The following is a 24,581-nucleotide window of genomic DNA, read 5'->3' on the forward strand; positions in this document are numbered from 1 at the left end:
GAACTGCCGATGAAGCCCGCTTCCCGTTCAACCACCGCGCGACGACCGCGCATGTTCCTGCTGGCCGCGCTGTGTGCGCTCGCCGCTGCAGGCCCGCTGCAGGCGCAGGCGCCGGCCGCGCCGGTGGCCGCCGCCAACCAGGATTCGTCCATCGTGCTGACCGGCAAGGACGGTTGGCTGTTCCCCGCTTGGGGCAGCCTGACCGAGGTCGACACCGCAGCCGTCGCGCGCAACACCGCGCTGATTGCCGAAGCGCAGCGCGCGCTGGCGGCGGCCGGGGTGAAGCTGCAGGTGCTGGTGCTGCCGGACAAGGCCCTGTTCTATGAAGACAAGCTGCCCGAGGGCAAGCGCCTGGGCGATCCGGTGCGTGGCCGTTATGCGCTGGAGCTTGATGGGCTGGGCAAGGCGCAGGTGCCGGCGGTCGATGCGCTGCAGGCCATGCGCCAGGTCAAGCAGGGTGGCCAGGACGTGTTCTACCGCAGCGACCAGCACTGGACCCAGCCGGCTGCCGACGCGGTGGCCGTCGCCGTCGCCGCGAAGATCAAGGAGCAGGTACCGACCCTGGCTGGCCAGGCCGGTACCGGCCTGGCGCTGGGCAGCGAGATCAAGGAACGCCGCTTCGGCGACCTGGCCGAACTGTTCCTGACCGACGAACAGCGCAAGGTGATCGGCCGCGACACCTTCACCGTGCGCCGCCAGGCCGAACAGCAGTCGCTGCTGGATGATGCGCCGGCACCGGTGCATGTGACCGGCCACAGCATGGTGCAGCCGTACTTCGGTTTCCCGCAGAAGCTGTCCAACCTGATCGACCGTCCGGTGTCGGTGAACTGGAAGCCGGGCAACGTCGGTCACTGGGTGATGCTGCTGGAATACCTGGAATCGGCCGATTTCAAGCAGAACAAGCCGCAGGTCCTGGTCTGGCAGATGTTCGAGCCGTCCTACCCGCAGGGCCCGGATGCACGCGGCCAGTGGGACAACGCTTCGATCATGACGGCCGAGCAGTGGAAGGCCCGCCTGCACAAGGCACTGGGGCAGTAAACCGATGAATGCCCGTCCCGGGGCGCCCGCGCCCCTGCCACCTGCTGCCCCTCCGCGCACCCATCGGCTGACCGCCGTGGTGGTGTCGGCATTGCTGTTGATCGGTGTCTGCGCCGGCGGCTGGATGCTGGCCAACGCCAAGCTGCCGGCCGAGAAGCTGCTGCCTTCCAAGTGGGCCGACGGCGAGGCCGGCCAGGCGATCAACCAGGCGCTGCGCCTGCCGATCCAGAACGAAGGTGATCTGGTCGGCGCCGCGCTGCGTTACCGCCTGCTGGGTGATACCGGCGAACAGGTGGCACTGGGCTGCCCGGACTGGCTGTTCTACCGCGATGGCCTGCGCCCGCAACCCGGCGCCGGCCACAAGGTGTTCGCCGATCGCGTGCGGTTGATGCAGCACTGGTCGCAGCAGCTGCGGGACAAGGGCGTGCAGCTGCTGGTGGTGGTGGTGCCGGACAAATCGCGCATCGAGCAGGCGCACACCTGCGGACTGCGCTATTCCGAGCCGATGCGTGCCCGCTACGGGCAGTGGCAACGGGCATTGGCGGACGCCAAGGTGTCCAGCGTGGACCTGCTGCCGGTGCTGTCCGGGCAGGACGCGCCGGTGTTCTTCCGCACCGACGTGCACATGAACCGGATCGGGGCACAGCGCGCCGCCGATGCCGTCACTGCGGCGGCGCTGCCGCTGCTGGGCGGGCAGGGCGGCCAGGCGTTCGAGGTCGGCCCGCTGGGCGCGCCGAAGCCGCGCATGGGCGACCTGATCGTGCTGGCCGGGCTGGAGCATGCCTGGCCGGCGTGGCGGCCCGCGCTGGACCAGGAACCGGAGCAGGTAATCGCCCCGCTCCGCAGCGGTGGCCTGCTGGATGACACGCCGCCGGTGGAGGTGCTGCTGCTGGGCAGCTCCAACGGCCGGCGCAGCCTGTTTGCCGAACGCCTGGGCCATGGCCTGGGGCGCGAGGTATGGAACCAGAGCATGGACGGTGGCCAGTTCTCCGGCGCGCTGCTGACGGCATGGCCGCAGCAGGCGACGTGGCCACCGACCCTGAAACTGGTGATCTGGGAATTCTCTGAAATGGCCCTGTCCCTGCCGCTGACCGAAGGCGAGCAGAAGGCACTGGCCGGTATCGACTGAGCGCCGACCGACCATGCTCTTCAACTCCTTCCTGTTCCTGCTGGTTTTCCTGCCGATCGCGCTGGGCGTGCACTACCTGCTGGGCGCACTGCAGCCGCGGCTGGCCGCGCTGTGGCTGTGCGTGGCCTCGATCGTGTTCTACGGCTGGTGGAACCCGCAGTTCGTCATCCTGCTGGCCGGCTCGATCGCCTTCAACTACCTGGTCAGCCTGGTCATCCTGTCGCTGGCCAAACGGCCGAAGCTGCAGCTGCTGGCCACCGCGTTCGGCGTGGCCGCCGACATCCTGCTGCTGGTGCACTACAAGTACTTCGCGGCGATGGTGAACTTCGTCCACGACATGGGCTTCAGCGTCGGCCCGATGGACACGCTGATCCTGCCGCTGGGCATTTCCTTCTTCACCTTCACCCAGATCGGCTACCTGCTGGACTGCCGCGCCGGCGTGGTCAATGACCGCAGCCCGCTCAGCTACGTGCTGTTCGTGACCTTCTTCCCGCACCTGATTGCCGGCCCCATCCTGCACCACAAGGAGATGATGCCGCAGTTCAGCAAGCGCGAAACGTACCGTTTCCAGGCTGAAAACCTGTCCATCGGCGGCATGCTGTTCGTGATCGGCCTGGCCAAGAAAGTGCTGCTGGCCGACACCCTGGCGCCATATGCCGACGCCGGCTTCGCCTCCACCGGTGACGTGCAGTTCTGGGGCGCCTGGGCCACCGCGCTGACCTATGCGCTGCAGCTGTACTTCGACTTCTCCGGCTACTCGGACATGGCGCTGGGCCTGGCGCGGATGTTCGGCATCCGGTTCCCGCTGAACTTCAACTCGCCGTACAAGGCCACCAGCATCATCGATTTCTGGGCGCGCTGGCACATGACGCTCACTCGCTACATCACCGCCTACCTGTACTACCCGGTGGCGATGGCGGTGACCCGCTGGCGTACCCGCCATGGGCGCGCGACCGGTCCGGCCGCGGTGTCCACCGCCGGCGGCTTCCTGTCGATGATCGTGCTGCCCACCGTGTGGGCGATGGGCCTGGCCGGCATCTGGCACGGCGCCGGCCTGCAGTTCCTGATCTTCGGCCTGCTGCATGCCGCCTACCTGGCCATCAACCACGCCTGGCGCGTATTCGTCGGCGGCCGCAAGCCGGCGGCGTTGCGCACGCTCAACCCGTTCCAGCACGCCGGCTACCTGCTGCTGACCTTCGGTGCGGTGCTGGTGGCAAAGGCGTTCTTCCGCGCCGACGGCGTGCACGATGCCTGGCAGCTGATCCAGGGCATGTTCGGCGTGCGTGGCTGGGAGAGCATGGATAACCTGGGCCACGTTGGTGGCCTGGCGTTCGCCGACGGCATGCGCCTGCTGCTCGGCCACCACCTGCAGCTGCTCTACATCCTGGTGTCGCTGGCCATCGTCTGGCTGGCCCCCAACGCGCACCAGATCATGGGCGTGTACTCGCCCTCGCTGGCCAAGCCCAACCCGGCACCGCGCGCGTGGATGCGCTGGCAGCCGAACCTGGCCTGGCTGCTGCTGATGCTGGTCATGCTGGCGCTTTGCCTGCTCAACCTGCACAAAGAAACCCGTTTCCTTTACTTCCAGTTCTGACAAGGTGGATAGCAACATGGACAAGCAGACGATCCAGAACCAGCTGATCGATATCGTCGAGGCGGTGATCGGCACGCGCGTGCAGCCGGACGAATACATGGAGTCGCTGTTCGATTCGATGTCGAAGGTGCAGCTGATGGTCGAGGTCAAGGACCGCCTCGGCGTGACCCTGCCGGTCGACGAGATCGATACGCTGGTGGATTCGGTGCAGGTACTGGCCGACTACGTGGCCGAGCACGGCGCGCGCTGACCGCGCCTGCCTGGACGCTCCCTGTAGAGCCGGGCCCACGCTCGGCTTGTTTCGCTGAACATCCAGCCGAGCATCGGCTCGGCTCTACCTCTCTTCAACGGCGCCGGAGATAGCGCGATGTACTTCGATTTCGACCACTGCCGCTTCGCCGATCTGGAGGTCGCCGCGCAGGCCCCGGCCCTGCACGCCGCCGATGGCGTGATGGACTGGGCGCGCCTGTACCGCAGCACCCAGGACTGGATCGAACGCGCGCGCGCGGCAGGCCTGGCTGCAGGCGATGCGCTGGTGATTTCCGGGCACAAGGAAGCGGCCTTCGTCGTTGCCATGCTCGGCTGCCTCAGCATGGGCGTGACCTATGTGCCGGTGGACAACATCAACCCGCAGGCGCGCCTGCAGCGCATCACCACCCTGGTGCATGCGCGCGCGGTCTACGACGCGGCCGCCGATGCCTTCCTGCCGGGCGCCGATGCACCCCGTGCACTGGCGGTGCCGGATCTGGCGTACATCATGTTCACCTCCGGCAGCACCGGCGACCCCAAGGGCGTGCAGATCGGCCGCGACAGCGTCGCGCTGTTCACCGGCTGGATCCGCGACTGCCTGGCGCTGGGGCCGGCGCCGGCCTTCATGAACCAGATGCTCTTCAGCTTCGACTTCTCGCTGTTCGATCTGTGCGGCGCGCTGGGCCTGGGTGGCTGCTGCGTGCTGTGCCCGCGCGAGGTGATCGCCAGCAGCGAGCACTTCATCGACCATCTGCGTGATTCGAAGGTGGCGGTGTGGGCGTCGACGCCGTCGTTCGTGCGCCAGCAGATCCTCAACCCGCGCTTCGATGCGGCCCATCTTCCGGACCTGCGCGTGTTCGTATTCGGCGCTGAATCGCTGACCCCTCGCGTGGCCGAGGAACTGTGGGCGCGCTTCCCGCAGGTGCGCATCATCAATTCCTATGGCCCGACCGAGGCGACCTGCTCCACCACCTGGGTGGAGGTCGACCCGGCCCTGCGCGCGGCCGCACCGAACCCGTTCCCGATCGGCGTGGGCAAGCCCTATGCCGAGGTGTTCCTGGTGGACGGTGAGATCTGCATGGCCGGCGACCACGTCATGCGCGGCTACCTGGAACGCCCGGACCTGGATGCCGGCGTGCTGTTCGAACACAACGGCAAGCGCGCCTATCGCAGTGGCGACCTTGGTGACCAGGATGCGCAGGGGCGGTTCTACTTCCGCGGTCGCCGCGATGACCAGATCAAGCTCAATGGCTATCGCATCGAACTGGCCGAAGTGGATGTCGGCCTGGCCCGGCTGCCCGGCGTGGTGGCCGGTGCGGCGGTGGTGCTGCGGCGCCCGGATGGCAGCCTGGTGCGCATGATCGGTTTCATTGAAACTGCGCAGCCCACCACCGGCGAACTGCAGCGCGTGCCCGAGGCACTGGCCGACTGGAAGGAACAGATGGAACGCTACATGCCGCCCTATATGATTCCTTCGGAACTGTTCGCGGTGGATGCCCTGCCACAGACGATCAGCAACAAGGTCGATCGCAAGCAACTGGAGCAGCGCTACCAGACCCTGGCGCGCACGCTTCGCATGACGGAGAAACCTGCATGAACCTGTCGATGAAATCACTGATCACCGCGGCCCTGTTGCTGGCACCGTGTGCATCCTTCGCCCAGCAGGCCGCACCGGAAGGACGCCTGGCCCAGCTGTATGCCGCGCGGCCGCCGGCCGGCTCGGCCTTCGTGCGCGTGCTCAACCCGGGCGCAACTGCGGTCAAGGCCGGCGTTGCCAACGGCGCCGACCAGAGCGTGGGCCCGGCGGCGCGTGCCACCCGTTACGCCATCGTTGAAGGCGGCAAGCCGTTTACCGTGCGCGTGGGCGGCAAGGCGCGCACGCAGCCGGCGGTGGCTGCGGGCAGCTTCACCACCCTGGTGCTGGATGGCGCTGCGCCGTCCAAGCCGGTGGCGGTACTCGAAGACGGCGGCGGCAGCAGCGATGCGCTGAAGGCCGAGATCCGCTTCTACAACCTGGCTGCCGGCTGTGCGCAGGGCAAGCTGGCGATGGCCGACAAGGGCGCCGCCGTGTTTCCGGCGGTGGCTGCCGGGCGCAGTGCCGCGCGTGCGATCAATCCGGTGAAGGCGCGCCTGGTGGCCAGCTGTGGCGCCAAGGACAGCACCGCACTGGAACTGCCGGCGTTGCAGCCCGGCGATCACTACAGCCTGTTCCTGACCGGTACTGCCAGCGCCCCGGTGCTGCAGGGCCAGCTCAGTGGCACCGATGCCGTGAGCCGCTGACGCAATGGCCGAGCGCGCTGTCTTCCGCGACGATCACGATCTGTTCCGCGAACAGGTGCGTCGCTTCATCGATGAGCATGTCGCCCCCCACTACGCGCAGTGGGAGCGCGACGGCATCACCCCGCGCGCGCTGTGGCAGGCCGCGGGCGAGGCCGGGCTGCTCAACTGCCAGCTGCCCGAGCCCTACGGGCTGGGCGGTGATTTTGGCCACGCCGCCTGCGTGATCGAGGAACTGGCCCGTGCCAACTTCCTTGGTATCGGTTTCTCGATCCACTCGGACATGGTGGCGCCGTACCTGATGCAGTACGCCACCCCGGCCGCGCGGGATGCCTGGCTGCCCAGGATGGCGCGCGGTGAAGTGATCGGCGCGATCGCGATGACCGAACCCGGCGCTGGCAGCGACCTGAAGACGATCCGCACGCGCGCCGAAGCCGTGGACGGCGGCTACCGCCTGAGCGGGCAGAAGACCTGGATCACCAACGGCAGCAATGCCGATATGGCGGTGGTGGTGGCGACCGTCGCGCCGGAGCTCGGTGCCGGTGGCCTCAGCCTGTTCTGCATGGATCTGCGCCAGCCCGGTGTCAGCCGTGGCGAACCGATGGCCAAGGTTGGCCAGCACGCGCAGGACACCACCGAACTGTTCTTCGACGGTGTGTTCGTACCGGCCGACCACCTGCTGGGCGAAGAGCGGCTCGGCTTCACCTATCTGGAAGAGCAGCTGGCCGCCGAGCGGCTGGCGATCGCCCTGCGCGCCGCGGCGTCGGCCGAAGGCATGTTGCAGGAGACCGTGGGCTATGTCCGCCAGCGCAAGGCGTTCGGCCGGCTACTGATCGACCATCAGAACACCCGCTTCGTGCTGGCCTCGGCGGCCGCGCAGCTGGCGATGCTGCGCAGCTTCCTCGACCAGTGCCTGGGCGAGCAGATGCAGGGGCAGCTACAGCCGTTGCGCGCGGCCATGGCCAAGCTCAACGCTACCGAAGTGCAGGGCCGGGTGCTGGATGACCTGTTGCAGCTGCACGGTGGCTACGGCTACAGCAGCGAATACGGCATCGGCCGTGCCTGGGCCGACGCGCGCGCACTGCGCATCTTCGGCGGCACCAGCGAGATCCTGCGCGACATCATCGGCCGCGCGCTGTAACCACAGAAAGGGGACGGATCAGATCCCCCAGCGCTTGCGCAATGCCGCCGCTTCCGGTGTGTCCTGCGACAGCCACGGGTCGAGTGCATACACCAGCACGTGCTCGGCACCGCTGTCGCGTGCCCACGCCAGTTGGCGTTCGATGCGCGCGGCGTCGGCGGTCTCCCCCTTGAACTGGGTGCCGTCGTTGTTCCCGCCGGGCAGTTCGCGGAACAGTTCCACGATCGCATCGAAGGCCACGCCGCGCTCGCGCAGATGCTTCAGCAGTGGCTGCAGCTGCTGTACGTTGCCAGCGCCGGCCACGCCCACGCCGTCCTGCACCATCGGCCGCAGCGTGGCCTGTGCCAGCACCGCATCCCACAGCGTCACAAGGTTGCCGTCGGTGGCCAGGCGGCTGAAATAGCAGGAAATCGCCCAGTTTGCGCCACCGTCGGCGCCGGCCTGGGTGATGCCGTGCAGCCACTGCGCCAGCCACTGCTGGCGCGCCGGGTCGGCCCAGTGGTACTGCTCCAGTTCGTAGGGGATGTACCATCCGTTGAACGCCTGCAGGCGCGCCCACGGTGCCTTCGCCAGCCAGCTGCGTGCCTGTACCAGGCTGTCGGCGAAGAACGCCTGCAGCGTCGCATCATCGGCGCCGATGGCCTTCCACCAGCGCTGCTGGAAGGGCAGGCCGACGCGCACGGTAATGCCGGCTTCGGCCGCGGCGGTGAACAGCATGCGGATGCTGGTATCGGGCAGTTCCCAGTCGCCGTCGGCGCCGCCAAGGATGCCGGTCCATTGCAGTACCAGCTGCCTGCAGCCCAGTTTGCGGGCCAGCTGCAGCGAGCGCTGCCAGTCCGCCATGCCCCACTGCAGGTGGCTGCGCCAGGGCTGCAGGAAGGTGCCATCGACCTGTTCCGGCAGCGAACAGCCGGGCAGGGTGGCCAACGCGCCCGCTACCGGTGCCAGCAGGGCGGCACGCAACAGGCGCCGGCGCAGCGGCGAAGACGGATCGGAAGGCAGCATGGGCGGCGACATGCGCCCATCATCCCAGAGCACCGTGCGCAGCGGGTGAACCAACCCGCCGGCCGGCACTTCGAACAGGGGTCAGATCCCATTGCGCAGCAATGGGACCTGACCCCATGCAGCACTCACTCCAACGCGTAGCGCAGCGTGAACAGCACCGCGACCAGCCACACCGCCGGGTGCACTTCGCGCCAGCGGCCGGTGCCGGCTTTCAGCGCGGCATAGGCAATGAAGCCGAAGGCCAGGCCATTGGCAATGGAGTAGGTGAACGGCATCGCCAGCGCACACAGCGCGGCCGGCACCGATTCGGTCAGGTCGCTCCAGTCCACTTCCACCAGTTCACGCAGCATCAGGCCAGCCACGAACAGCAGCGCCGGTGCGGTGGCATAGCTGGGCACCATCGCTGCCAGCGGCGAGAACAGCAGCGCGGCCAGGAACAGCGCCGACACCACCAGCGCGGTCAGGCCGGTACGGCCGCCCACCTGCACGCCCGAGGCGCTTTCGGCGAAGGCGGTGGTACTGCTGGTACCGAGCATCGAACCGGCAACAATCGCGGTGCTGTCGGCCAGCAAGGCGCGGCCGAAGCGCTTCTGCGCACCCGGCAGCTTCAGCAGGCCCGCACGGCCGACCACGCCATACAACGTGCCGGTGGCATCGAACACTTCCACCAGCACGAACACCAGCACCACCTGCAGCAGCACCGCGATCGGCGCGCCGCCGTCATGGTGCAGCAGGCCCGGCAGGTCCAGCTGCAGGAAGGTCGGGGCCAGGCTCGGCGGCAGCGACACCAGGCCCTGGTACTGCACGTCGCCCAGCGCCCAGCCCGCGCCGGTCACCGCCAGGATGCCGATCAGGATCGCGCCACGGATGCGGCGCGCTTCCAGCACCGCGATCAGCAGGAAGCCGGCCAGCGCCAGCAGCGGCGGCGCGGTGTTCAGCGGGCCCAGCGCCACCAGCGTGTCTTCATTGCCGACGATCACCCCGGATTTCTGCAGCGCGATGATCGCCAGGAACAGGCCGATGCCGGCCACGATGGCCGAACGCAGCGATGCCGGGATGCCCGACACCAGCCACGCACGCACCCCGGTCAGCGACAGCACCAGGAACACCAGGCCGGAGATGAACACCGCACCCAGCGCCTGCTGCCACGGCAGGCCGGCGGCGCCGACCACGGTGAAGGCAAAGAATGCGTTCAGGCCCATGCCCGGCGCCATGCCAACCGGGAAATTGGCGGCCAGCGCCATCACCGCCGAACCCAGCGCGGCGGCCAGGCAGGTGGCCACGAACACCGCACCGGCATCCATGCCGGTGGTGCCGAGAATCTCGGGGTTCACGAAGACGATGTAGGACATCGTCAGGAAGGTGGTGACACCGGCCAGCAGCTCGGTGCGCACGGTGGTGCCGTGCTGCTGCAGCTGGAACAGGCGTTCAAGCAGGGACATCGCGAAATCTCGAACCGTTGGGGGTGGGTACCGACCGTTGGTCGGTACGCCTCAAAGCGTCACCACCAACGGTGGTGACCTACCGAATGCAGAACGTGGGTACCGACCGTTGGTCGGTACGCCTCAAAGCGTCACCACCAACGGTGGTGACCTACCCGAATGCAGAACGGCCGCGCAGAGCGCGGCCGTTCTTCCTTTCTTATTTCAGCGCCTTGAAGCGCAGGCGCTTCGGCGCAGCGTCGTCGCCCATGCGGCGGCGCTTGTCTTCTTCGTACTCGCGGTAGTTGCCCTGGAAGAATTCCACGTGCGAGTCGCCTTCGAACGCCAGGATGTGGGTCGCGATGCGATCCAGGAACCAGCGGTCATGCGAGATGACGAAGGTGTTGCCCGGGAACTCCAGCAGCGCATCTTCCAGCGCACGCAGGGTTTCGATGTCCAGGTCGTTGGACGGTTCGTCGAGCAGCAGCACGTTGCCACCCTGCAGCAGGGTCTTGGCCATGTGCAGGCGGCCACGCTCACCACCGGAGAGCGAACCGACCATCTTCTGCTGGTCCTGGCCCTTGAAGTTGAAGCGGCCGATGTAGGCGCGCGACTGGATCTCGATGCCGTTGATGTTGAGGATGTCCAGGCCGCCCGCGATTTCCTGGAAGACGTTGTGGTTGCCCTCCAGCGCGTCGCGGCTCTGGTCCACGTAGGACAGCTTCACGGTCGGGCCGACCACGATCTCGCCGGTATCCGGCTTTTCCTGGCCGGTGATCATCTTGAACAGGGTCGACTTACCGGCACCGTTCGGGCCGATGATGCCGACGATGGCGCCAGCCGGCACCAGGAAGCTCAGGTTGTCGAACAGCAGGCGGTCGCCGAACTTCTTGGAGACGTTCTTGAACTCCATCACCGCATTGCCCAGGCGCTCGCCCGGCGGGATGAAGATTTCATTGGTCTCGTTGCGCTTCTGGTAATCGACCGACTGCAGCTCTTCCAGGCGGGCCAGACGGGCCTTGCCCTTGGTGCGGCCGCCCTTGGCGTTCTGGCGCGACCACTCCAGTTCCTTCTGGATCGCCTTCTGGCGAGCCTTTTCCTGGTTGTCTTCCTGCTTCAGGCGCTCGTCCTTCTGGGTCAGCCAGTCGGTGTAGTTGCCCTTCCACGGAATGCCGCGGCCGCGGTCCAGTTCCAGGATCCACTCGGCGGCGTTGTCCAGGAAGTAGCGATCATGGGTGACCGCCACCACGGTGCCGGTGTAGCGCGCCAGGAACTGTTCCAGCCACTCCACCGACTCGGCGTCGAGGTGGTTGGTCGGTTCGTCGAGCAGCAGCATGTCCGGCTTCTGCAGCAGCAGGCGGCACAGCGCCACGCGGCGCTTCTCACCACCGGACAGCTTGCCGACCACGGCATCCCACGGCGGCAGGCGCAGCGCATCGGCAGCCACGTCCAGCTGGTTTTCCAGGGTGTGCGCGTCGCCGGCGGCCAGGATCGCCTCCAGGCGCTCCTGTTCCTTGGCCAGCGCGTCGAAGTCGGCGCCTTCCTCGGCGTAGGCGGTGTACACCGCGTCCAGCGCGGCCTGGGCCTGCAGCACTTCGCCCACGCCTTCTTCCACCGCTTCACGCACGGTCTTGGTCGGGTCCAGCTCGGGTTCCTGGGCCAGGTAGCCGACCTTGATGCCGGCCTGCGGGCGGGCTTCGCCCTCGAAATCGGTGTCCACGCCGGCCATGATCTTCAGCACGGTGGACTTGCCGGCGCCGTTCAGGCCCAGCAGGCCGATCTTCGCGCCCGGGAAGAAGGACAGCGAGATGTCCTTGATGATCTGCCGCTTGGGCGGGACCACCTTGGACACGCGGTTCATGGTGTAGATGTATTGCGAGGACATGAGGTCTCCGTAGGCGCGGCCCTGCGCCCGGCCCGTCACGGGAACATCCCGGTGCGGCAGCGGGCACAGACTGAAAAGGTGTACCCCCAATTATAGCCGGAACCGGTTCCGGGCCGCGCCGGGCAGGGGGCGCCGGGCTGGCTATCGCCTGAATACCCGGTCACAGTCCTGAAACGGGAAGCGTTTCCAGCTGGAAACGGTTCAGATCAAGTGCGCAATATGGGCTCACCACCACCCACCCAAGCAGAGGTCTGACATGCGCATCAATCGAGTAATGGCCGGCGCCGTGGCCTCTGTGCTGGCGCTTGGCGCCGTCGCCCCGGCCTTCGCCGACAACGACCATCGTGACCGCCGCGAGTGGCGGGATGACCGCCGCGAGGATCGCCGCGAGTATCGCCATGACGTCCGTGAGGCCCGTCGCGACTACGAACGCGACCGCCGCGAGGCGCGCCGCGACTGGCACCGCGACCACGACCGCTACTACCGCCCGGCACCGCCGCGCGTGGTCTATCGCCCGGCACCGCCGCCGCCGCGCTACGGCGGCTACGGTTGGCGGGTCGGCTCCCCCTACCGCAACTATTATTCCGGCCCGGTCTACGTGGTGAACGACTACCCGCGCTACCACCTGCGCCGCCCGCCGTATGGGCACCACTGGATCCGCGATGACCGCGGCAACATGCTGCTGGTGGCCATTGCCACCGGCGTGATCGCCCAGTACGTGCTCAGCGGCCGCTGAGTCGGCGGCCTGGTCCACGCATGGCGTGGATCTACTGGTGCGGCAGGCGAAACCATACGGGGCCGGATTCCTTCGTGGATGCCGGCCCCGTCCGTTTCGGCCCCAGCGGCGCGGTGCGGGGCTACAATCAAGGGCTGAGTCGTACCCCTTTCCCTGCCTGCTGGAGTACCCGATGTTCCCGCGTGACGTCCGCATCGAATCCTACGATCCCGAACTGGCCAAGGCCATTGCCGCTGAGACCCAGCGCCAGGAAGACCACGTCGAGCTGATCGCCAGCGAGAACTACACCAGCCCGGCGGTGATGGAAGCCCAGGGCAGCCAGCTGACCAACAAGTACGCCGAAGGCTACCCGGGCAAGCGCTACTACGGTGGCTGCGAATACGTGGACATCGCCGAGCAACTGGCCATCGACCGCCTCAAGCAGCTGTTCGGGGCCGACTACGCCAACGTGCAGCCGCACAGCGGCTCGCAGGCCAACCAGGCCGTGTACTTCGCCCTGCTGCAGCCGGGTGACACCATCCTCGGCATGAGCCTGGCCCACGGCGGCCACCTCACCCACGGTGCCAAGGTCAACGCCTCGGGCAAGCTGTTCAACGCCGTGCAGTATGGCGTGAACGACCAGGGCCTGATCGATTACGACGAAGTCGAGCGCCTGGCCCTGGAGCACAAGCCGAAGATGGTCGTGGCCGGCTTCTCGGCCTACTCGCAGGTGATCGACTGGGCGCGCTTCCGCGCCATCGCTGACAAGGTCGGTGCCTACCTGTTCGTCGACATGGCCCACGTGGCCGGCCTGGTCGCTGCAGGCGTCTACCCGAGCCCGCTGGAACATGCCCACGTGGTCACCTCGACCACCCACAAGACCCTGCGCGGCCCGCGCGGCGGCATCATCGTCGCCAAGGGCGCCGCCGAAGACCTGGTCAAGAAGCTGCAGTCGATCGTGTTCCCGGGCATCCAGGGCGGTCCGCTGATGCACGTGATCGCTGGCAAGGCCGTGGCCTTCAAGGAAGCGCTGGAGCCGGGCTTCAAGGCCTACCAGCAGCAGGTGGTGAAGAATGCCCAGGCGATGGCCAACACGCTGATCGCGCGCGGCTACAAGATCGTTTCCGGCGGCACCCAGAACCACCTGATGCTGGTCGACATGATCGGCAAGGACGTGTCCGGCAAGGACGCGGAAGCCGCGCTGGGCAAGGCCCACATCACCGTCAACAAGAACTCGGTGCCGAACGACCCGCGTTCGCCGTTCGTGACCTCGGGCCTGCGCCTGGGCACCCCGGCGGTGACCACCCGCGGTTACGTCGAACAGGACTGCGTGGACCTGGCCAACTGGATCGCCGACGTGCTCGATGCACCGGCCGATGACGCCGTCATCGCCCGCGTGCGCGACGCCGTCAGCGCGCAGTGCCGCAAGTACCCGGTCTACGGCTGATCGAAACCGGGGTCGGATCCCTTCCCGCGGGAAGGGTTCTGACCCCGCCCTCGGAGCACCCGCGCATGGATGAGCGCCGTCTCAAGTACCTGTACACCGCGCTGGCGGTGGTGTTCGGCCTGCCGGGAGCGCTGCTGGGCGGCATTGTCGCCCTGGTGGGCGTGTACGCCGGCCTGATGCAGGAAACCCGGCTGCCGAGCCGGTTGCTGATGGTGCTGCTGGGCGCTGCCGGCACCGTAGGCATCATTGTCTGGCTGCGTATCAGCGTCGATTTTCTGCTGCACGGCCGCCAGGGCCTGCGGGCCGTGAGCCGCATCGGGTGGTGGGCTCTGGTGCTGGGTGCGTTGGTTGCCGTGCCCATCGCTGTACTGGGCGTGGTGGTCGGGTTGACCGAACGCGCGGAGGGCTTTGGCCTGTTGCTGTTCGGCCCGCCACTGCTGGTGCCGGCTGCGATGCTGCTGTGGCTCAAACGCCGCCCGTGACGCGGCCCACGGAAGGAAACCGGATGCATGGATGAGGGCCTGCACAAACGGCTGGTTGCGGTGGGCGGTCTCGTACTTGGCCTGCCTGCACTTGCCGCCGGGGGAACCATCGCGGTGCTGGGGCTGATGGTCGTGTTGGACGGCAAGTACCTGTCCGGCAACGAACCCACGTTGCTGCTGCTGTGGTCGCTAGGCGGGATCATCGGCCTGCTGTCATGGCTGTGGCTGAGCGGTGTATTCCTGCACCGCGGCCGTGATGGCCTGCGGCAATCGTCGCCTGTGGCGTGGGTGGGATTGTTGCTGGGCGTCCTGGCCGCGCTGGCGGTGGTGGCCGTCACCCTGCATCTGGTGTTCAAGGACGGCGAATTCGCGCTGTTGAGCTACTTGGGATTGGGGCCGCCGTTCCTGCTGCCGTCCACACATCTGGCGTGGTTGCGCTGGGGCTCGAGTGCCGCCGCAACCGCCCAGGGCGGCTGAGGCGACAGCTGTGGGCGGTATTGGCCTGTTGCGCAGTCACTTCCGCGCAAACCGCATTTGCTGCTGCGTCCCTTCTCAGGTACCTTTGCGACGCTGCCACGACCGTGGCCGCAGGTCTTCTCGCGAGCCAGGCGTTCCATGCATTGCCCCTTCTGCCAACATGCCGATACCCGGGTCATCGACTCGCGCGTCTCCGAAGACGGCGCGACGATCCGTCGTCGGCGTGAATGCGAAGCCTGCGGCGAGCGCTTCAGCACCATGGAAACGGTTGAACTGAAGCTGCCGGCCATCGTCAAGAGCGATGGCACCCGCGAGGCCTTCGACCAGCGCAAGGTCCGCGCCGGCTTTGACCGCGCGCTGCAGAAGCGTGCGGTGGCCGAAGACAAGATCGAAGCGGCGGTGCGCGCGGTGGTTCACCAGCTGCGCATCAGCGGCGAGCGCGAAGTGCCCTCGATCAAGGTGGGCGAGTTCGTGATGAACGAACTGCGCAAGCTCGACCATGTGGGTTACGTGCGTTTTGCCTCGGTGTACCGCAGCTTCGAGGATGTGGCCGATTTCCGCGAGGAGATCGAGAAGCTGGAACGCGAGTTGCCGTCCAGCACCGAACAGCTGCAGCTGCTGGGCGATGTGATCGCCCTGACCAAGAAGAAGAAAGGCTGACGCCCTGGTGGGTGCCAACCGTTGGTTGGCACAGATGCCTGCTTCGGTGGGTGCCAACCTTGGTTGGCACAGATACCTGCCTCGGTGGGTGCCAACCTTGGTTGGCACAGATATCTGCCTCGGTGGGTGCCAACCTTGGTTGGCACAGATATCTGCTTCGGTGGGTGCCAACCTTGGTTGGCACAGATATCTGCCTCGGTGGGTGCCAACCGTTGGTTGGCACAGATATCTGCCTCGGTGGGTGCCAACCGTTGGTTGGCACAGAGACCGCATGGCATGGATCCACACCGACGGCGTTACCATGGCGCCATGACCACCCCGTTCTCTGTCCTCGACCACCTGCACATGGCCAACGCGTTGCGTCTGGCCGAGCGCGGTGCCTACACCACCCGCCCTAACCCGATGGTCGGCTGTGTCATCGCCCATGGCGAACGCGTGGTCGGGCAGGGCTGGCACCAGCGTGCCGGTGGGCCGCATGCGGAAGTATTCGCGCTGCGCGAGGCCGGCAGCGAAGCACGCGGTGCCACCGCCTACGTCACGCTGGAACCCTGCGCGCACTACGGGCGCACGCCGCCCTGTGCGCTGGCATTGATCGAAGCCGGCGTATCGCGCGTGGTTGCGGCAATGCGCGATCCGTTCCCGAAGGTGGATGGTGGTGGCTTCGATCTGCTGCGCGAGGCCGGCATCGACGTAGCTGAAGGCTTGATGGCCGCGCAGGCCCGCGAGCTCAACAAGGGTTTCCTGTCGCGCGTGGAGCGCAACCGTCCGTGGCTGCGGGTGAAGCTGGCCGCCAGCCTGGATGGCCGCACCGCGATGGCGGACGGCACATCGAAGTGGATCACCGGCGCGGCGGCGCGCGAAGACGTGCAGCACTGGCGCGCGCGTGCGGGCGCCATCCTCACCGGCGCCGACACCGTGCTGGCCGACGACCCGATGCTGACCGTGCGCCTGGCCGATACCGAAGTGATGCCACCGCTGCGTGTCGTGCTCGATTCTCGCCTGCGGTCGCTGGAATGCAGCCGCGTGCGCGAGGGTGGGGCGCCGACGCTGTACCTGCACAACGCGGTCGTCAGTCCCCCCGATGCAGCCGACGCCGCATTTGCCAGCGTGGCGCTTCGCCATGGGCATCTCGATCTGGGCGCGGTACTGGCGCTGCTGGCCGAGCGCGGCATCAACGAAGTGCACACCGAAGCGGGCGCAACGTTGGGCGGTGCGCTGCTGCGCGGCGGCTGGGTAGACGAACTGTTGTTGTACCTGGCGCCCACGTTGCTGGGTGACAGTGGCCGCCCGCTGCTGGCCGGCCTCGGCATCGATGCGATGGACCAGCAACGCCGCCTGCGCGTGGTCGATCAGCGCCAGGTAGGCGAGGATTTGCGGTTGCTGTTGCGCGCCTAATGCTCTGGTAGAGGACAGCCTGGGTCGGTGCTGGGCCGCTCTTCATTCACGGCGTGAATCTGTCGTGCCATGAACGCGCCTATCGGCCTACAGGCTCGCTGTGGGAGTGGCTCGTCTTCCATCGTCCGCTCTTTGGCATCAAGATTTCACGGGCTGGACATCGACTTTATCCCGTGGAAAGTGGAATGCCAGAGATGCCGAAGCTGCTGAACAGACTGCTTCGGCCCATTCGGAATGATCGCCTGGGCTTGGTTGGATTTGGACAGTGGGCCGGAGACCCGGCAGAGCGCTTCTCTGACGAAGATTCTCAGCGCTGGCTTGCGCGATTCGATGGTGATGCCGACTGGCCCCGATAGTGGTCGGGTACAAGCCGGCAGCGCCGTGATGTCACAACTCGCGGAACCGAACCGAGGCCGCCATGGCGTCGACCGCGTCTTCCACGTCCTTGGAACTGCCTGGCGGCAGAATAGCGGCCAGACGCACGAACCGTTCACCTGGCCAAAGTGCAAGGTAATGCCGGTAAAGGCGCCCGTCGGGTGTCACTCCGTCAACCCGATGCCCGGTGATGCCGCCGAACGGCACGTTGCGTCTTGAGGTGATCCTTCCGCCCTGGATCCTGACGGTTCCCGCGATCAACTGATCGGACACCTGCTGTAGATCGTTTGAGGCAAAGGGCAGAGAAAGCTGTGACGCGACGATCACCAGAGGTTGCAGGCCCTCGGGATCGGTGTCCCGTTGGCCGGCCGTAAGTGCCACGGCTGAGCCGGACAGGGTGCCAATCAGCCGGAAAGGAGGCACAGGTTCGATACTGAACGGCATCGCGGCCATCTTCTGCTCAATCGTGGCCAGCGGACGCAGGGTTACCGATGCCAAAGCCCGCATCGCCTGCTTGTGCGTCAGAGCATGACCACGCGGAGCCTGAACGGTGATCATGACCGTGGGTGAGCCGCTGAAAAGCGCCATCCACTTGTCGAAGGTGTAACCGTGCGCGTCCTGGCTGCCGATGGCCACGGGAACCATTCGCCCGTCGACGCTGAGCGATTCCAGGCGATCCACTTCGACGCCTTGGCTGGCGAAGCGGCTGCGCGCAGTGCCCTCATCCACGAACAGTTCGCTGACCACGCTGCTGGCCTCGGCAGGCAGCTCGGCCACCAGGATGCTGGCACGGCCATCCTCACTTACGAAGCCGGAGAAGTTGGGGGCAGGTGCGAACCCAGGAGGCGGCGACAGGCTGACGACCGAGCCGGGCACGGCCATTGGCGGCTGTGAGGCTTGTGAACAACCCGCGAGCAGCAACGCGTGCAGGAGAAGCAGAGTCGCGCGCGCGATGCGGCGGAGGCGGCGGATGAGCATCGTTAACTCCTTCTATTCTGCCCCGACTCGATCGGGGTCTTCCTGGTTTACCGACCCTTCCCACACCGCGCGGTTTCGATCATGGGTTCCCCTGCAGTACGCTTCGGCCATGCTGGGTCCGAGCGATCGTACTTTTTCCGCCACGATGTCCTGCAAGGTCGTACCCCGCTGCAGCGGGCTATCGGGGTCATACCGCTCGGCGAACTTCAGTTGAGCGTCCAGCATCAAATCGCAGGCGGGAATGCCCGAATAGGCAGTGACCGACTCTGCTTCAATGCGCTCGTCCCAAGCAGAGAACGGCATCAGCTCCTTAAGGAGATTCAAGCCGAGGAACAGCATGTCGGCACTGCTCCATGGGCCATTGCCACCAACACGCGAAAACTCCGCCCTCGCCGTGTAGGTGGTGTCAGGCGCGTCGCGCAGTGTGGTGGCATAGATGCCCAGAAATGTTCTGAAGGCATCACCATCCGGATCCCCGGCGCGTGAACGCGCCAGATTTTCCCGGTAGGCGTCAAAGGCGCCAGAGACATCGGGAAGCGTGCACTGGTAGTCCACCGTTCCGCGTCGGGCGGCGCCGTCCTCCTCGACCCTGACCGCACGGCAGTGAATGGTCTTCCGGCGCGTGCTGATCGTGCTTGCGGCCGGCTCCTCGAAGCCCGCCGAGAGGTTCTCGAAAGCGTATAGCCCGTCCACGACACTACTTAGATCGGGATAGTTGCTCGGATCTGCCGTACGCAGACTATTGCCTAGAACGGTTTTGGCGTTCTCATCATTTTGGGTAATGATGCGTGCGTAGGCATCGAACGAGTCCTGAAGGGACAGTGATGCAGGCGCGGCAGTAGCGCAGAGCGGTGCGTAGAGCAGCAGGACGAGCGTTGGCTTGAGCATGGTTGGGTGTGGGCGGTCGGAACAACCGCAAATGATCTCGGCGGGTAACGGCTGCGTCCATGCAACTTGTCCGAAATTGCTGACGCACTGGCACATTTGTAGAGTCGGAGAAGCTTGAAAAAATTTGCATATACCAGTGCACGCTCATCGAGCACGATAGTGGTCCTCATCTTTTCAGGTGACTACTGTGTGGCACTCAAGTCGAGCCCTCAAGCTTCTGGGGATGGTATCCCTGAGCCTGGTCATCTCACCGTTCTGCATGGCTGATGACGAAGTTGAAGTCCCAGGGCACGAGTTCACCGCCGAGCAGGCCCTTCAGGGGCTGACAGCGGCTATTGAGTGCCGCTCATCCACACACGCCCAGCTGGCGCTCTCCAGGAATGTGTGGCCTGTGGTGCTGGGTGACAACAGGCGGGTCGGCTCACCGTTCGACGCGTGGACCGAGGTGGAACAGCCCAATGGTTCGTTGCATGAGATCGAACTGCCGGTGCCCATTACTGTTTTCGGCCACGAGACGAAGCGCGTCGCGGTGCTGTCCGAGGCGACGATGGCAATTCTTGAGCACATTTCCCTCGAAGACATATCGAACCAACTGGACATGAAGCCGTTGAGCGCGACGAATGCTCCGCATATCCATGTGCGCGAGCTATCGCTACGCAATAGTGGCGATGATGGCATCTACGTACGCTCGCTTACCGCATCTCGCATTGCCAGTCACCCTGAGGCGGTTCTGGTGGGGTGTGAAGAGCGCTACGACACCCGCACGGATCAACTTCGTCGGCGCGGAAAGGAGCCTGATACCAGGTTTGCCCCGGGGCTGGATATCAGTAAGGAGCTGGATGAGGTGCTGAGCTGCAAGGCTGATGCGCTGCGCAACTATACCGCCGGCTGGGCAGTAATCATGGGGCCGCTGTCCACTGACGCGCGTTTCAAGGGCTGGAAGAGCGGCGAGGATGATGAGGGTAATCGCTGGTGGACACTCCCGGCGCCGATTGTCATTGCCGGAAAGCCGGTATCCCGTTTCGTGAAGCTGGGTCAGACCTTGTATGCCGAGCTCGACGGCGACGTCGCTTCAGCGCTGGCAGAACAATGGGAGCTGCCGCTCTACGATGGCTGGGATGATGTGGCATTCGTCGGCTTCCACGATACCAGCACCTCTGCCGACGGGTGGTTGGAAGATCGCGCGCGCATCGTACGCGCCAGGGGACAGGGCAAAACCCTGCACGGCTGCGAGTACCAGCAGAATCGTCCGGAGTTCGGCGAACATCCGGACGACGATGACGAACAATGACAGTAATGCGGAACCGCCGGGCAGTGCCCGGCGTTACCACCTTACGCGCACGCGTCGGTCCACATCATCTCGGCGATCGGCCGCAGTGCCTTGCATTCCTGGGTCATCTCCTCGGCCGACTGCACCTGCGCCTTGGCCTTCAGTTCATCGGCCATCGCATCCACGCCGCTGATCTGTTCCGGTGCGATCTTCGCCACGCAGGCGCGGTGCTGCTGCAGCAGCAGGTCGCAGCCCGGCACGCCGGTCACCTTCGGTGCACTGGACGCCTGCGCGTCCTGCATCCACTCTTCGAACGGTGCCAGCGCGCCGGCCACGGTGCCGACCAGATCATCGAAATTGCCGCTGTACCAGTAGCCGTTGTCCTTGGCCGGGTACAGGGTGAAGGTGCCACTGACCGGCACGCGCGCGCCCGTCTGCAGTGCCTGGGTGTAGGCATCGGTGAACTGCTTGCGCACGGCTGGGCTGGCATCGGCGGCCAGGCTGGCGGCGAACAGCGGGCGCACCTTGCCCAGGTCGGGCACCTGGCAGCTGTAGCTGATCCGCGCCAGCTTCTGGTCTTCCACGTATTCGTTGTCTTCAATCACGCTCTGGGTGGCGCGGCACTTCGAATCACGCAGGGCCTTGGCATACAGCGCTTCGGTGGCGGCAGCGTCCACCTTGGCGCCGGTGCTGGCCAGCACGGTCTGCCAGGGTTCGGCCAGTGCCTTGGCCAGCGCGCCCGGGGTCGGGGTCACGGCGTCCTTGCCTTCAAAAGCGGGCTTCAGCGCGTCGTTGAGGCTGCGGGTGGCGGCGGCGTCGTCTTCCAGCAGCACGCGTGCATAGAGGTCGAAGGCCTGCTCGGGCGACAGCGTGGCCGGTGCGGCGTGGGCCAGCAGCGGGGCGCACAGCAGAGCGCTGGCCAGCAGGGTGCGAAGGGGGGTCTTCATGACGATGTTCCGTTTCCAGTGGGTAGTACAGGCGCGCAAGCCTAGCGCATCTGCATGCGGGTTCAATGGCCTCGTTAGCTCTTCAGCGATGGCCTGCCCGGGCTCGGTTTTTTCGAAGCGACTGCCTGTGTGGGAAGTCGCAGGTACAGCAACAAGGAGAGGCGGTAGGCCAATATCCATCCGTGCAGCAGAGGAAAGACGCCCAGCCTGTGGCAGCGCTGCGCCGTGTGCCATGCAACTCATCTGAAATCGGGCAAAAAAAAACGGGCCCCTCGCGGGGCCCGTCCGATCGCGTGACGAGGAGCGATCAGCAGATCAGAAGCTGGCGCGCACGCCCAGGCTGAACTGGGTGGCACCGTCGTAGGCCTGCACTTCGCCGGTCATGCCCCAGGTCTTGGTGAAGTTGATCTGGCCACCCAGGGTGCCGGTCCACTCACCATCCATGTCGCTGCCGTCGATGTAGCCGCCCTTGATCCACGCCTCGGTACGCGGCGAGGGCTTGCCACGCAGGCCCACGGTGACGCGGCCAGCGTTGACGTGATCCTTGTTGCGGGCGCTGCCGAAGCCCGGCACGCTCAGCTTCACTTCCTGGTTCAGGCGCAGCCAGGCGATGTCGCTGGTGAAGTCCACGCGGTCGGTCATGGCCATGTGGTAGCCGATGCCCAGCTCCGGCTGGTTCAGTTCGTACTTCAGGCGCGCGCCGTTGAAGCGGTAGCTCTTGGAGACGGTCGACCAGCCACCGAACAGGTTGACGTTGTCGGCGATGCCGTAGGAGCCGCGCACGTAGCCGCCGGTGCCCTTCGGGTCGTTCAGGTCGTCGTCGTTGAGCTTCAGCTGGGTCCAGCCGGCTTCGGCGTAGGTGTAGCTCAGGCCGTCAGCCGCGGTGGCCGACAGCGGAGCCGCAACCAGCAGGGCGGCCAGCAGGAAAGACTTGCGCATCATGTTTCTTCCTTTTCGGGGTTTACGGTCCGTGTCAGGCGGCCGTCATGGCCCCCTGCGGGAACGACCTCGTGTCGTTCGCGGCGAGATTTTAATGAAAATTTCACAAAAAGCGAGGGCTGCTCCACGATCTGCGATGGAAGGCACGGAAAGCGCTGTTCTGAACGTGGCCCCCTGGCATCCCGCCTGCAGCGGCCCGCCCGGGGAAGCCGCTGTTACAATGACCAGGCCGGTTCGCCGGTACACAAACGTCTTCAGGGCGGGGTGCGATTCCCCACCGGCGGTAGGTGCGCAAGCACGAGCCCGCGAGCGCCCCGGCCTACGCCGGGGGTCAGCAGATCCGGTCCAATGCCGGAGCCGACGGTATAGTCCGGATGAAAGAAGACGGTGCCACAGGGCTCATGCCCTGCGTGCGCCTGTTTGCCTTGCGGCGTTTTTCGCTCACTTTTCGCGGAGAACGTTACTTGTTTACTGGAATCATCGAAGGCGTCGGCCGTCTGGCCGCACGCGAATCCATCGGCGGCGATGTCCGCTTCACCTTCAATGTCGGGAATCTGCCGTTCGACAACGTGCAGATGGGCGAGAGCATCGCCATCAACGGCGTCTGCCTCACCGTCATTGCATTCGACGCCAGCAGCTTCCAGGCCGACGCCTCCACCGAGACCCTGGGCCTGACCACGCTCGGCCAGCTGGGCGAGGGCGCGGTCATCAATCTGGAGCGCGCGATGCGCCCGACCGACCGCCTCGGCGGCCATCTGGTCAGCGGCCACGTCGATGGCCTCGGCCAGGTGCTGTCCATCCACGAAGACGCGCGCGCCCAGCGCTGGCGCTTTGCCGCGCCGGCCTCGCTGCGCCGCTACATCGCCAAGAAGGGCTCGATCTGCGTGGACGGCGTCAGCCTCACCGTCAACGAAGTGGATGACGAAGGCTTTGAAGTCGCGCTGATCCCGCACACCGTGGCCAACACCGCCTTCTCCGCCGCTGACGTGGGCAGTGCGGTGAACCTGGAAATCGATCTGGTCGCCCGTTATGTGGAAAGGCTTGTCAGCCTGCCGGCCAGCGGCCGGCAGCTACCGTCTGAAGAGGGAGATGCCGCATGAATTTCGCCCCGATTCCGGAAATCCTGGAAGAGATCCGCCTGGGCCGCATGGTCGTCATCGTCGATGACGAAGACCGCGAGAACGAAGGCGACCTGATCATGGCCGCCGAGCTGGTCAAGCCGTCGGACATCAACTTCATGGTCACCCACGGCCGCGGCCTGGTGTGCCTGCCGCTCACCCGTACCCGCGCCGCCGATCTCGGCCTGGCGCCGATGGTGCAGGCCAATACCGCGCAGTTCCAGACCAACTTCACCGTCAGCATCGAAGCGGCCGAAGGTGTGACCACCGGTATTTCGGCGCATGACCGCGCACATACCATCCGCACTGCGGTGAAGCCGAATGCAAAGCCGGCCGACCTGCACCAGCCGGGCCACATCTTCCCGCTGATCGCCCAGCCGGGCGGCGTGCTGACCCGCGCCGGCCACACCGAAGCCGGCGTCGATCTGGCCATGCTGGCGGGGCTGGAGCCGGCCGGCGTGCTGGTGGAGATCCTCAACCCGGATGGCAGCATGGCGCGCCGCCCGGAACTGGAAGTGTTCGCCCGCGAGCACGGCCTGAAGATGGGCTCCATCGCCGACCTGATTGCCTACCGCCTGGCCACCGAAAAGACCGTCGAGCGCGTTGATGAGCGCGACATCGACACTGAATTCGGCCCATTCAAGCTCGTCACCTACCGCGACCGCATCGCCCACGACCTGCATTTCGCCCTGGTCCGTGGCACCCCGGATGCCGAAACGCCGACGCTGGTGCGCGTGCAGGTGGAAAACCCGCTGGCCGACCTGCTGCACTGGCGCCGCGACGATTTCGGCGTGGCCGCCACCGATGCCCTGCGTGCGATCGATGCCGAAGGCGCGGGCGTGATGGTGGTGCTGTCGGCCCCGCGCGATGGCGAAGCCCTGCTGGCCCGCCTGCGCCAGCAGCCGGCGCCGGTGGTGCCGGGCAAGGACAAGGACGTGGGCCAGTGGCGCCGCAACGGTGCCGGCGCGCAGATCCTGTCCGACCTGGGGCTGGGCAAGCTGCGCGTGCTGGGCACCCCGCGCCGCCAGGTCGGCCTGGCCGGGTACGGCCTGGAAGTGGTGGAGACGGTCACCCTGTAATGGGTAGTGCCGGCCGCTGGCCGGCAACCGCATCCCCGGGATTGCCGGCCAGCGGCCGGCACTACCGGTGGA

Annotated in this window: 23 protein-coding genes and 1 riboswitch; of the genes, 16 read left to right on the forward strand and 7 right to left on the reverse strand. The window is 66.2% G+C overall.

The genetic code is table 11. The annotated features are described in order from the left end of the window. The first annotated feature begins 9 nt into the window (after positions 1 to 9). From ACMZPQ_RS21300 to ACMZPQ_RS21330, 7 genes are all read left to right on the forward strand, one after another. Positions 10 to 1,038 (forward strand): alginate O-acetyltransferase AlgX-related protein, encoded by a 1,029-nt coding sequence (locus tag ACMZPQ_RS21300; RefSeq protein ID WP_312647937.1) that lies wholly within the window; start codon positions 10 to 12, stop codon positions 1,036 to 1,038. A 4-nt stretch (positions 1,039 to 1,042) separates the two neighbouring features. Continuing rightward, complete coding sequence (locus ACMZPQ_RS21305) at positions 1,043 to 2,167, forward strand: alginate O-acetyltransferase AlgX-related protein (RefSeq protein ID WP_414486129.1); 1,125 nt, start codon at positions 1,043 to 1,045, stop codon at positions 2,165 to 2,167. A gap of 13 nt (positions 2,168 to 2,180) precedes the next feature. Then, a complete protein-coding gene (locus tag ACMZPQ_RS21310; RefSeq protein WP_414486128.1) occupies positions 2,181 to 3,761 on the forward strand; it encodes an MBOAT family O-acyltransferase in 1,581 nt (526 codons plus the stop codon). Between the two features lie 16 nt (positions 3,762 to 3,777). After that, the gene (locus ACMZPQ_RS21315) at positions 3,778 to 4,011 is read left to right on the forward strand and encodes a phosphopantetheine-binding protein (protein ID WP_197582277.1); all 234 of its coding nucleotides are present in this window, start codon (positions 3,778 to 3,780) and stop codon (positions 4,009 to 4,011) included. Between the two features lie 117 nt (positions 4,012 to 4,128). Further along, complete coding sequence (locus ACMZPQ_RS21320) at positions 4,129 to 5,607, forward strand: AMP-binding protein (protein ID WP_197582278.1); 1,479 nt, start codon at positions 4,129 to 4,131, stop codon at positions 5,605 to 5,607. Continuing rightward, positions 5,604 to 6,290, forward strand: a complete 687-nt coding sequence (locus ACMZPQ_RS21325) for an alginate O-acetyltransferase AlgF (protein WP_414486127.1) — start codon at positions 5,604 to 5,606, stop codon at positions 6,288 to 6,290. Before ACMZPQ_RS21320 ends, ACMZPQ_RS21325 begins: the two co-directional genes overlap by 4 nt. 4 nt (positions 6,291 to 6,294) lie before the next feature. After that, positions 6,295 to 7,428, forward strand: coding sequence for an acyl-CoA dehydrogenase family protein (locus ACMZPQ_RS21330; RefSeq protein ID WP_197582279.1), 1,134 nt, complete (start codon positions 6,295 to 6,297; stop codon positions 7,426 to 7,428). Positions 7,429 to 7,446: 18 nt separating this feature from the next. Here the strand turns inward: ACMZPQ_RS21330 and ACMZPQ_RS21335 are convergent, their stop codons facing one another. The 3 genes from ACMZPQ_RS21335 to ettA form a co-directional block, all read right to left on the reverse strand. Continuing rightward, the gene (locus ACMZPQ_RS21335; RefSeq protein ID WP_197582280.1) at positions 7,447 to 8,445 is read right to left on the reverse strand and encodes a DUF4434 domain-containing protein; all 999 of its coding nucleotides are present in this window, start codon (positions 8,443 to 8,445) and stop codon (positions 7,447 to 7,449) included. Between the two features lie 113 nt (positions 8,446 to 8,558). Continuing rightward, positions 8,559 to 9,875: an NCS2 family permease gene (locus tag ACMZPQ_RS21340; protein WP_197582281.1), complete on the reverse strand. Its 1,317-nt coding sequence runs from the start codon at positions 9,873 to 9,875 to the stop codon at positions 8,559 to 8,561. 199 nt (positions 9,876 to 10,074) lie between these two features. Next, positions 10,075 to 11,739, reverse strand: a complete 1,665-nt coding sequence (ettA, locus tag ACMZPQ_RS21345) for an energy-dependent translational throttle protein EttA (protein WP_079220603.1) — start codon at positions 11,737 to 11,739, stop codon at positions 10,075 to 10,077. Between the two features lie 256 nt (positions 11,740 to 11,995). Between ettA and ACMZPQ_RS21350 the strand changes: the two genes are divergently transcribed. The 6 genes from ACMZPQ_RS21350 (at position 11,996) to ribD (ending at position 16,915) form a co-directional block, all read left to right on the forward strand. Then, the gene (locus tag ACMZPQ_RS21350; protein WP_197582282.1) at positions 11,996 to 12,475 is read left to right on the forward strand and encodes an RcnB family protein; all 480 of its coding nucleotides are present in this window, start codon (positions 11,996 to 11,998) and stop codon (positions 12,473 to 12,475) included. A 172-nt stretch (positions 12,476 to 12,647) separates the two neighbouring features. After that, positions 12,648 to 13,901, forward strand: coding sequence for a serine hydroxymethyltransferase (glyA, locus tag ACMZPQ_RS21355; protein ID WP_197582283.1), 1,254 nt, complete (start codon positions 12,648 to 12,650; stop codon positions 13,899 to 13,901). A 65-nt stretch (positions 13,902 to 13,966) separates the two neighbouring features. Next, entirely contained in the window at positions 13,967 to 14,383 is a 417-nt protein-coding gene (locus ACMZPQ_RS21360; RefSeq protein ID WP_197582284.1) for a hypothetical protein, read from the forward strand. 27 nt (positions 14,384 to 14,410) lie between these two features. Next, positions 14,411 to 14,860 (forward strand): hypothetical protein, encoded by a 450-nt coding sequence (locus ACMZPQ_RS21365; RefSeq protein WP_197582286.1) that lies wholly within the window; start codon positions 14,411 to 14,413, stop codon positions 14,858 to 14,860. 138 nt (positions 14,861 to 14,998) lie between these two features. Beyond that, the gene (gene nrdR, locus ACMZPQ_RS21370) at positions 14,999 to 15,520 is read left to right on the forward strand and encodes a transcriptional regulator NrdR (RefSeq protein WP_197582287.1); all 522 of its coding nucleotides are present in this window, start codon (positions 14,999 to 15,001) and stop codon (positions 15,518 to 15,520) included. 309 nt (positions 15,521 to 15,829) lie between these two features. Continuing rightward, positions 15,830 to 16,915 (forward strand): bifunctional diaminohydroxyphosphoribosylaminopyrimidine deaminase/5-amino-6-(5-phosphoribosylamino)uracil reductase RibD, encoded by a 1,086-nt coding sequence (gene ribD / locus ACMZPQ_RS21375; RefSeq protein ID WP_197582288.1) that lies wholly within the window; start codon positions 15,830 to 15,832, stop codon positions 16,913 to 16,915. A gap of 387 nt (positions 16,916 to 17,302) precedes the next feature. Here the strand turns inward: ribD and ACMZPQ_RS21380 are convergent, their stop codons facing one another. Together ACMZPQ_RS21380 and ACMZPQ_RS21385 are read right to left on the reverse strand one after the other, a co-directional pair. After that, complete coding sequence (locus ACMZPQ_RS21380; protein ID WP_197582289.1) at positions 17,303 to 18,268, reverse strand: hypothetical protein; 966 nt, start codon at positions 18,266 to 18,268, stop codon at positions 17,303 to 17,305. 12 nt (positions 18,269 to 18,280) lie between these two features. Beyond that, positions 18,281 to 19,156 carry a hypothetical protein gene (locus ACMZPQ_RS21385; RefSeq protein ID WP_197582290.1) on the reverse strand — a complete coding sequence of 292 codons (876 nt, stop codon included), beginning with the start codon at positions 19,154 to 19,156 and terminating at the stop codon, positions 18,281 to 18,283. A 259-nt stretch (positions 19,157 to 19,415) separates the two neighbouring features. Between ACMZPQ_RS21385 and ACMZPQ_RS21390 the strand changes: the two genes are divergently transcribed. Next, a complete protein-coding gene (locus ACMZPQ_RS21390; RefSeq protein ID WP_414486126.1) occupies positions 19,416 to 20,447 on the forward strand; it encodes a leucine-rich repeat domain-containing protein in 1,032 nt (343 codons plus the stop codon). 41 nt (positions 20,448 to 20,488) lie between these two features. On the opposite strand, the gene ACMZPQ_RS21395 is transcribed toward ACMZPQ_RS21390, so the two are convergent. Together ACMZPQ_RS21395 and ACMZPQ_RS21400 are read right to left on the reverse strand one after the other, a co-directional pair. Beyond that, the gene (locus ACMZPQ_RS21395) at positions 20,489 to 21,373 is read right to left on the reverse strand and encodes a hypothetical protein (RefSeq protein ID WP_197582292.1); all 885 of its coding nucleotides are present in this window, start codon (positions 21,371 to 21,373) and stop codon (positions 20,489 to 20,491) included. 315 nt (positions 21,374 to 21,688) lie between these two features. Beyond that, complete coding sequence (locus ACMZPQ_RS21400; protein ID WP_197582297.1) at positions 21,689 to 22,312, reverse strand: outer membrane beta-barrel protein; 624 nt, start codon at positions 22,310 to 22,312, stop codon at positions 21,689 to 21,691. A 246-nt stretch (positions 22,313 to 22,558) separates the two neighbouring features. Further along, positions 22,559 to 22,702, forward strand: a riboswitch (FMN riboswitch). Between the two features lie 74 nt (positions 22,703 to 22,776). Here ACMZPQ_RS21400 and ACMZPQ_RS21405 point away from each other — a divergent pair. Further along, positions 22,777 to 23,412: a riboflavin synthase gene (locus ACMZPQ_RS21405; protein WP_197582293.1), complete on the forward strand. Its 636-nt coding sequence runs from the start codon at positions 22,777 to 22,779 to the stop codon at positions 23,410 to 23,412. Beyond that, positions 23,409 to 24,509 carry a 3,4-dihydroxy-2-butanone-4-phosphate synthase gene (gene ribB / locus ACMZPQ_RS21410; protein ID WP_133933799.1) on the forward strand — a complete coding sequence of 367 codons (1,101 nt, stop codon included), beginning with the start codon at positions 23,409 to 23,411 and terminating at the stop codon, positions 24,507 to 24,509. The genes ACMZPQ_RS21405 and ribB overlap by 4 nt, the downstream gene beginning before the upstream one ends. The last annotated feature ends 72 nt before the right edge of the window (positions 24,510 to 24,581 follow it).

The sequence above is a fragment of the Stenotrophomonas maltophilia genome, assembly GCF_047497515.2.
In the GTDB taxonomy this organism is placed as follows: Bacteria; Pseudomonadota; Gammaproteobacteria; order Xanthomonadales; family Xanthomonadaceae; genus Stenotrophomonas.

Coding starts and splice junctions, on each gene's coding strand:
- ACMZPQ_RS21300 (WP_312647937.1), top strand. CDS start 10: ATGAAGCCCGCTTCCCGTTCAACCACCGCGCGACGACCGCGCATGTTC.
- ACMZPQ_RS21305 (WP_414486129.1), top strand. CDS start 1,043: ATGAATGCCCGTCCCGGGGCGCCCGCGCCCCTGCCACCTGCTGCCCCT.
- ACMZPQ_RS21310 (WP_414486128.1), top strand. CDS start 2,181: ATGCTCTTCAACTCCTTCCTGTTCCTGCTGGTTTTCCTGCCGATCGCG.
- ACMZPQ_RS21315 (WP_197582277.1), top strand. CDS start 3,778: ATGGACAAGCAGACGATCCAGAACCAGCTGATCGATATCGTCGAGGCG.
- ACMZPQ_RS21320 (WP_197582278.1), top strand. CDS start 4,129: ATGTACTTCGATTTCGACCACTGCCGCTTCGCCGATCTGGAGGTCGCC.
- ACMZPQ_RS21325 (WP_414486127.1), top strand. CDS start 5,604: ATGAACCTGTCGATGAAATCACTGATCACCGCGGCCCTGTTGCTGGCA.
- ACMZPQ_RS21330 (WP_197582279.1), top strand. CDS start 6,295: ATGGCCGAGCGCGCTGTCTTCCGCGACGATCACGATCTGTTCCGCGAA.
- ACMZPQ_RS21335 (WP_197582280.1), bottom strand. CDS start 8,445: ATGTCGCCGCCCATGCTGCCTTCCGATCCGTCTTCGCCGCTGCGCCGG.
- ACMZPQ_RS21340 (WP_197582281.1), bottom strand. CDS start 9,875: ATGTCCCTGCTTGAACGCCTGTTCCAGCTGCAGCAGCACGGCACCACC.
- ettA (WP_079220603.1), bottom strand. CDS start 11,739: ATGTCCTCGCAATACATCTACACCATGAACCGCGTGTCCAAGGTGGTC.
- ACMZPQ_RS21350 (WP_197582282.1), top strand. CDS start 11,996: ATGCGCATCAATCGAGTAATGGCCGGCGCCGTGGCCTCTGTGCTGGCG.
- glyA (WP_197582283.1), top strand. CDS start 12,648: ATGTTCCCGCGTGACGTCCGCATCGAATCCTACGATCCCGAACTGGCC.
- ACMZPQ_RS21360 (WP_197582284.1), top strand. CDS start 13,967: ATGGATGAGCGCCGTCTCAAGTACCTGTACACCGCGCTGGCGGTGGTG.
- ACMZPQ_RS21365 (WP_197582286.1), top strand. CDS start 14,411: ATGGATGAGGGCCTGCACAAACGGCTGGTTGCGGTGGGCGGTCTCGTA.
- nrdR (WP_197582287.1), top strand. CDS start 14,999: ATGCATTGCCCCTTCTGCCAACATGCCGATACCCGGGTCATCGACTCG.
- ribD (WP_197582288.1), top strand. CDS start 15,830: ATGACCACCCCGTTCTCTGTCCTCGACCACCTGCACATGGCCAACGCG.
- ACMZPQ_RS21380 (WP_197582289.1), bottom strand. CDS start 18,268: ATGCTCATCCGCCGCCTCCGCCGCATCGCGCGCGCGACTCTGCTTCTC.
- ACMZPQ_RS21385 (WP_197582290.1), bottom strand. CDS start 19,156: ATGCTCAAGCCAACGCTCGTCCTGCTGCTCTACGCACCGCTCTGCGCT.
- ACMZPQ_RS21390 (WP_414486126.1), top strand. CDS start 19,416: ATGGCTGATGACGAAGTTGAAGTCCCAGGGCACGAGTTCACCGCCGAG.
- ACMZPQ_RS21395 (WP_197582292.1), bottom strand. CDS start 21,373: ATGAAGACCCCCCTTCGCACCCTGCTGGCCAGCGCTCTGCTGTGCGCC.
- ACMZPQ_RS21400 (WP_197582297.1), bottom strand. CDS start 22,312: ATGCGCAAGTCTTTCCTGCTGGCCGCCCTGCTGGTTGCGGCTCCGCTG.
- ribB (WP_133933799.1), top strand. CDS start 23,409: ATGAATTTCGCCCCGATTCCGGAAATCCTGGAAGAGATCCGCCTGGGC.